The organism is Planifilum fulgidum, from assembly GCF_900113175.1.
In the GTDB taxonomy this organism is placed as follows: Bacteria; Bacillota; Bacilli; order Thermoactinomycetales; family DSM-44946; genus Planifilum; species Planifilum fulgidum.
Genome location: NZ_FOOK01000017.1, coordinates 61,214 through 68,025, shown reverse-complemented (window position 1 = coordinate 68,025; position 6,812 = coordinate 61,214). Strand labels below are relative to the sequence as shown.

The 6,812-nt window shown below is 59.4% G+C and carries 4 protein-coding genes; all 4 read left to right on the top strand.

What is annotated here, in order from left to right:
- Positions 1-175 precede the first annotated feature (175 nt).
- A complete protein-coding gene (cotE, locus tag BM063_RS10610; RefSeq protein WP_092038759.1) occupies positions 176-748 on the top strand; it encodes an outer spore coat protein CotE in 573 nt (190 codons plus the stop codon).
- Between the two features lie 128 nt (positions 749-876).
- Positions 877-2,271, top strand: a complete 1,395-nt coding sequence (locus BM063_RS10605; protein WP_177199101.1) for a putative amidoligase domain-containing protein — start codon at positions 877-879, stop codon at positions 2,269-2,271.
- An 81-nt stretch (positions 2,272-2,352) separates the two neighbouring features.
- Positions 2,353-4,968 carry a DNA mismatch repair protein MutS gene (gene mutS / locus BM063_RS10600; RefSeq protein WP_092038755.1) on the top strand — a complete coding sequence of 872 codons (2,616 nt, stop codon included), beginning with the start codon at positions 2,353-2,355 and terminating at the stop codon, positions 4,966-4,968.
- A 1-nt stretch (position 4,969) separates the two neighbouring features.
- Positions 4,970-6,811, top strand: a complete 1,842-nt coding sequence (mutL, locus tag BM063_RS10595; protein WP_092038753.1) for a DNA mismatch repair endonuclease MutL — start codon at positions 4,970-4,972, stop codon at positions 6,809-6,811.
- The last annotated feature ends 1 nt before the right edge of the window (position 6,812 follow it).

Genomic DNA, 6,812 nt, shown 5'->3' with positions numbered 1-6,812 from the left:
TGAATTTCTGTCCTTTTCTTGCCACGAAAATCACCCCTTAAAGTAATTTTCACAGGGGTGTTTTCCTGTGTCTACTTTAAGGGGTGCACTTCAGATTTCTGCGGGGTTTTTTGCACCCTAGTCATCCGCCCTGCATACAAATGGTACTGAACGATCGTTTGGAGGAGGGAGCACCGTGTCGAATACAGATAAAGGGCCGCAATACCGCCAAATCATCACCAAAGCGATCTGTGGCAGGGGTCGGAAATTTTCCCAGTCGACGCATTCGATCGCACCTCCCGAGAACATTTCCGGCATCCTCGGCGCCTGGATCATCAATCATGACTATAAAGCCAACCAGGTGGGCGAAACGGTCGAAGTCATCGGCAGCTACGACGTGAACATCTGGTATTCCTACGACGGGAACACCAAAACGGACGTGGCCAAGGAAACGATCCGCTACGTGGAACGCGTGCCGCTCAGTTACTACGACCGGAATGTTCGGGAAGGGACGACGGAAGTGACCGCCGTGGCCACACAGCCGCCCAACTGCGTCGAGGCAAAAATCGCCGGCGGAGTTGTGCAAGTGAGCGTGGAAAAGGAATTTCTCGTGGAGATGATTGGCGAAACCAAGGTGTGCGTGGCCTGCTATCCGGCCAGTTATGACGAATGGGACGAAAAGGACGTGGTTGTGAGCGAGTCGGATGGGGAGAGCTATGATTTCGACGATCTCGATCCCGATCTGATGGTGGATGATTTGGACGACTGAGCACCACCCATTGGATTTCCGGAGGAAAAAGGAGGCAATTGCCTCCTTTTTCCTTTTAACTAACCTTCCCCGCTTCCTCCACATATCATATCCAGAGGATGATACGGAATGCGAAAGGGGACAGCGCAATGATTACCCTCGACCTTCCGGAAAAAAAGATGAACGATGAACAAGCAATCCGCGAGGAAGTGGTTACCGATTCAAAAACCCTCTCCCCTTCGATCAGCCTGGAAGTGTCGATTCCCTGGTATTCCGATTCGATGAAGGTGCTGAATCATCCCTCTTGCGTGGACAGGGCCCGTGACAAGAAGCTGCAATTCAATTGTCTGAAGCTGCACGGCGTTCCCGTGGCGGCCGACAAAGCGGTTCTGGTCCGCCAATATGTGATTCCCGTGTTTCAGACCGATGTGCTCGCCATGTACCGTTCAAAAAGCAGTTATGTCTGGCTGGCAAACCGGAGCAATCGCAGCCGACTGCCCTTTCAAAGGGTGAACGCGACGGAGAGGAGCAAAGAGGTTCAGCGCGCCGGCCGGCTGGCGGTTCGGGCCCTGTATGCCTTGGGGCTGGATTACGGGGTGGTCAAGATCGGCGTGCAACCCGGGAATCAGTTGGTGGTGCTGGATGTCATCGTGGAGCCCAAGCTGAATCGGGAGATGGAAAACGGGTTTGTCCATTCCATCTACACGTACGGAAAAATGCTCTCCAGCGCGGTGAAGCCCGTGAAGGAGGTGACGATCGGCGCCGATCCGGAATTTATCATGCAGTCGCAAGAGGGAGAACTGGTGTTGGCCTCCAAATATTTTCCCCGCCATGGGCGGGTGGGGTGCGATGCCGTCTGGCACGGCAACAACCGGTCGGACAAACCGCTCGTGGAACTGCGCCCCAAGCCGTCCACCCATCCGCGCACGCTCGTGGTTCGGATGCTGCAGGGGATGCTTTATGCAGCCAAAAAAGTGAATGATGCTTCGATCCGTTGGCTGGCGGGAGGAATGCCTTATCCGGGATATCCCCTCGGGGGACACATCCATTTCAGCGGGGTTTGGCTCAATTTCAAGTTGCTGAGGGCCTTGGACAATTACTTGGCGCTTCCGCTGATGCTGGCGGAGGATCCGCGGGGGGTGAAAAGGCGCCCCAATTACGGTTTTTTGGGGGATTTCCGCCCCCAGTTTCACGGCGGTTTCGAATACCGGACGCTTCCCAGCTGGCTCATCTCTCCGACCTTGACCAAAGGGGTGGTGGCGTTGGCCCAGCTGATCGCCGCCAAGTATCCTTATCTCCGTCACGATTTTCTCCGGGAATATCCGGTGCAGAAGGCCTATTACCGAGGAAACAAAGAGGTGATCAGGGGAAAGCTGACGGAGATCTGGGCGGATTTGAACTCCCTTTCCGAGTATGACCATTACCGGTCCGATCTGGACGGATTTTTCGAATGGATGTTCACGGGAAAAACCTGGGATGAATCGGTCGATTTTCGCTCGCGATGGAAATTGCCCCCCTTCAACCGGAAGGGGGAGACGCCTTGAAAAGTCGGCTTGTTCGCCCGGAATCCGCGTGGTAAAATAAACCGTACGACGTCAGATTACAAAAAATCGGAGGGTTTTCTCTTGGCGAATTACACTCCGATGATTCAGCAGTATCTGTCGATCAAGGCGGAATACCCGGATGCCTTTTTATTTTTTCGCCTTGGCGATTTCTACGAAATGTTTTTCGAGGACGCCAAAAAGGCGGCGGAAGAGCTGGAAATCGTTCTGACTTCCCGGGATGGGGGGAAAGAGCGCGTTCCGATGTGCGGCGTTCCCTATCATTCCGCGGAGACGTACATCGAACGATTGATCAATAAAGGATACAAGGTGGCCATCTGCGAGCAGGTGGAGGATCCGTCCCAGGCCAAGGGGGTGGTCCGGCGGGAAGTGGTCCGGGTCATCACCCCCGGGACGGTGATCGAGGAGCAGATGCTGGAGGAAAAGGAGAACAACTTTCTGGTCGTTCTGGCCGGGGACGGGCATCGCTCCGCCCTTGCCGCCTGCGATTTGTCCACGGGGGAGTGCCACATCACCCAGCTGGAGGGCGCGGAGGATCTCCTGGACGAAGCGGCCACCTATCACCCCAGGGAGGTGCTCATCAGCGGGGCGCTCGCCCGGGACAAGGCCTTCGTGAAACAGTCGTCCACCCGGCTGGGCAGCGTGGTCACCCCGGTCGACGAGGAAGAACTCCCGCCGCTCGCGGAGATGGAGCGGCAGCTGAGGGAGCAGTTTCCGGAGGACTGGAGCTTGCTCACATCGCCGGAGCTGACCTGGGCCGCGGGGGTTCTCCTTTCGTATCTGCGCCGGACGCAGAAACGGACGCTGCGCCATCTCCACCGGCTGCACCGCTACGATGTCCGCAGGTACATGATGCTGGATGATTCGGCCCGCCGCAATCTGGAACTGACGACGACGATCCGCGGCGGAAAGAGGCAGGGTTCCCTCCTGTGGCTTCTGGACCGGACCGCCACGGCGATGGGAAGCCGGATGCTGAAAAGGTGGCTGGACAAGCCCCTGTTGGATTTGAAGGAAATACTGGCGCGGCAGGATGCGGTGGAGGCCTTTGCCGGGGATCCGATCCTTCTGGAGGAGGTTCGCACCCGGTTAAAGGGGATTTACGACCTGGAGCGGATTTCCGCGCGCATCGCCTACGGTTCCGCCAACGGGCGGGATCTCCGTTCCCTGTGCCGTTCCCTGCAGGCGGTTCCTTCCCTGAAGGAGAAACTGGTGCAAAGCGGGAAGCCCGTGCTCGTGTCCCTGGCGGAGCGCATGGATCCTTGCGCCGATGTGGCCCGCCTGGTGGAGGAAGCCATCGTGGAAGATCCCCCCGCCACCGTCAAGGAAGGCGGCGTGATCCGGGACGGGTACGATTCCGGGCTGGATGAGCTCAGGAGGATCCAGCGGGAAGGAAAGGATTGGATTGCCCGTCTGGAGGAGCGGGAACGGGAAATCACCGGGATCAAATCCCTGAAGGTGGGGTACAACAAGGTATTCGGCTATTATATCGAGGTGACGAAGGCCAATTTGCGCCACCTTCCCGAGGGAAGGTATCAGCGAAAGCAGACGCTGGCCAACGCGGAGCGCTTCATCACTCCGGAACTGAAGGAGCGCGAACGGCAGGTGCTGGAGGCGGAGGAGCGGTCGATCGCCCTGGAATACCGGCTGTTTGCGGAGGTGCGCGAGGCGATCGCGGAGCAGATTCCGAGGTTGCAGGCTTTGGCGGAGGAAGTGGCCCGCCTGGATGTGCTCCAATCCTTCGCCGCGGTGTCCCTTGAACGCGAATACGTGCGGCCGTCCGTGGAAGAGGGCGGGGAGTTGCTGATCGAGGAAGGGCGTCACCCGGTGGTGGAGGCGGTGATGGAGTCGGGGAGATACGTTCCCAACGATGTGCGCATGGATGGAGACCGCCGTCAAATCCTGCTCATCACCGGGCCCAACATGGCGGGAAAGAGCACGTACATGCGCCAGACGGCCCTGATCGTCATCATGGCTCAGATCGGCTGTTTTGTTCCGGCCAAACGGGCGGTGATTCCCGTCGTCGACCGGATCTTCACGCGGATCGGGGCGGCGGACGATTTGACGGGCGGCAGGAGCACCTTCATGGTGGAGATGGCGGAGACGCGGCAAGCCCTGATGCAGGCCACTCCCAGCAGTCTCATTCTGCTGGACGAGGTGGGAAGGGGGACGTCCACCTACGACGGAATGGCCTTGGCTCAAGCCATCGTGGAGTATGTTCACAATCACGTGAGGGCGAAAACGCTATTTTCCACCCATTATCACGAGCTGACCGGCCTGGAGGAGTCCCTTTCCCGTCTGGTCAATGTTCACGCCCGTTGCATTGAGAAAGAGGGGAAAGTGGTGTTTCTTCACCGGATCGAGCCGGGAAGGGCGGACCGCAGTTACGGAATTCACGTGGCGGAGCGGGCGGGGCTTCCGGAAGCGGTGATCTCCAGGGCCCGGGTGATTCTGGAGGAGCTGGAAAGCCGGTCGGAAACGGCGGCGACCGGTCAGCTGAATCTGTTTCAGTTTATGGCGGAGCCCGAAAGGGAAAAAGGAGAAATGTCCGCGAAGGAAAAACAGGTGATTGAGGATCTCCTGTCCTGGGACGTGCTCCGGACTCCTCCGCTCGACACGGTCCAGTTTCTGTACGAGCTTCAGCGGCGGCTGAGGGATGACGAAAAGTCCGGAGGGAGATGAGATGGGCAGAATCCGCATCTTGGAAGACCGGCTGGTCAACCAGATCGCGGCGGGAGAAGTGGTGGAACGGCCGGCTTCCGTCGTGAAGGAGCTGATTGAAAACGCCATCGACGCAGGGGCGGACCGGATCCTGGTGGAGATCGAAGAAGGAGGGATCCGCTCCATCCGCGTGGTGGACAACGGCTGCGGAATGGACCGCGAAGATGCGCAACTGGCTTTCAGCCGCCATGCGACGAGCAAAATTCTCCGGGAGAGGGATCTCTTTGCCATCCACACGCTGGGATTCCGCGGAGAAGCCCTGCCCAGCATCGCCTCCGTGTCCCGGATGACCCTGACCACGGCGGAAAGGGGAGCGGCCGCGGCGACCCGGATCGAGCTGGAAGGAGGGGAGGTGCGATCGGTCGGTGAGGCGGCTCATCCCCCCGGGACGGAAGTGGTGGTGCGCGACCTGTTTTTCAATACGCCCGCCCGTTTGAAACACCTGAAAACCGTCAACACTGAAGTTAGCCATGTGGCGGACATCGTGGGGAGGCTCGCTTTGGCCCACCCGGAGATCCGCTTTACCCTCCGCCACGACGGACGGGAGTTGATCCGAACGCTCGGAGACGGAAAGCTGCTCCACGTGGTCCATGCGCTGTACGGCGGAAAGGCGGCCGCAAAGATGGTTCCCTTGAGAGCGGAGAATGCCGATTTTCTCCTCACCGGATTGGTCGGTCGTCCCGAGCTGACCCGCTCGAGCCGCTCCTATCTTTCCACGATCATCAACGGCCGCTACATCCGAAGTTTGCCGCTGATCCACGCGGTGCTCCGGGGATACGAGACGCTTCTCCCGGTATCCAGATACCCGGTGGCGGTGCTGTCGATCGAGCTGGATCCCAAGCTGGTGGATGTCAACGTCCATCCCGCCAAGATGGAGGTCCGCCTCAGCAAGGAAAAGGAGCTGACCGCCTTTATCGAGGAGGAAATCAAAAAGGTTTTTCGCACCCGCTCGCTGGCTCCCCGGGTGGAAGCCCGGGAAGTGAAAAAGGAGCGGCCGGTCCAGCAGCAGTTTGACTGGAGCGCAGGCCGTCGTGGATCGAAGCCGCCTTCGCCGGCGAAAAGGGAGATGAAGCCGCAGGTATCCGCCGTTGACCGGGTGCGGGAGGAGACACCCGCTTCCCTTTTCACGGAAAAGGCGCCGGATCGGCCGGAAGAGATTGTCCGCCCCCAAACCGGGAAGGAAGTGGCGGAAGAGCCCGCTTCTCCTGCCCCGGAGGAGGAGCGGTTTCCCGACCTGGAGCCTCTGGCCCAGGTGCACGGCACCTATATCGTGGCCCAGGCGGAGGACGGTTTTTACTTGATCGATCAGCACGCGGCCCACGAACGGATCTATTATGAGAAGGTTTCCGAGGAGATGCGCCGGGAGGAACCGACGGGACAACCCCTGCTCATGCCCATTCCGATGGAGTGTTCGCCGGGGGATGCGGAAAGGGTGTCGGCCCGGCTTTCCCTCTTTCGAGAAATGGGCTGGGAGTTGGAGCCCTTCGGCGGAAACACGTTCCTGATCCGTTCCCATCCCCGCTGGGTTCCGCCGGGTCAGGAGGAGGAGATTCTGCGGGAGCTGATCGACTGGTTAAAGAGGGAAGGGGCGGTCCGGCCGGAGCGGATCCGGGATGCCGGAGCCAAACTGATTGCCTGCAAAGCGGCGATCAAGGCGAACCGGCGCCTCAGCGGGGAGGAGATGTCCCGGTTGCTGACCGATTTGGCCCGGTGCGACAATCCCTTCACCTGTCCCCACGGGCGGCCGGTGATGATCCACTTTTCCACGCGGGAACTGGAAAAGCTGTTTAAGCGGGTGATGTGAA

Coding starts and splice junctions, on each gene's coding strand:
- BM063_RS10605 (WP_177199101.1), top strand. CDS start 877: ATGATTACCCTCGACCTTCCGGAAAAAAAGATGAACGATGAACAAGCA.
- mutL (WP_092038753.1), top strand. CDS start 4,970: ATGGGCAGAATCCGCATCTTGGAAGACCGGCTGGTCAACCAGATCGCG.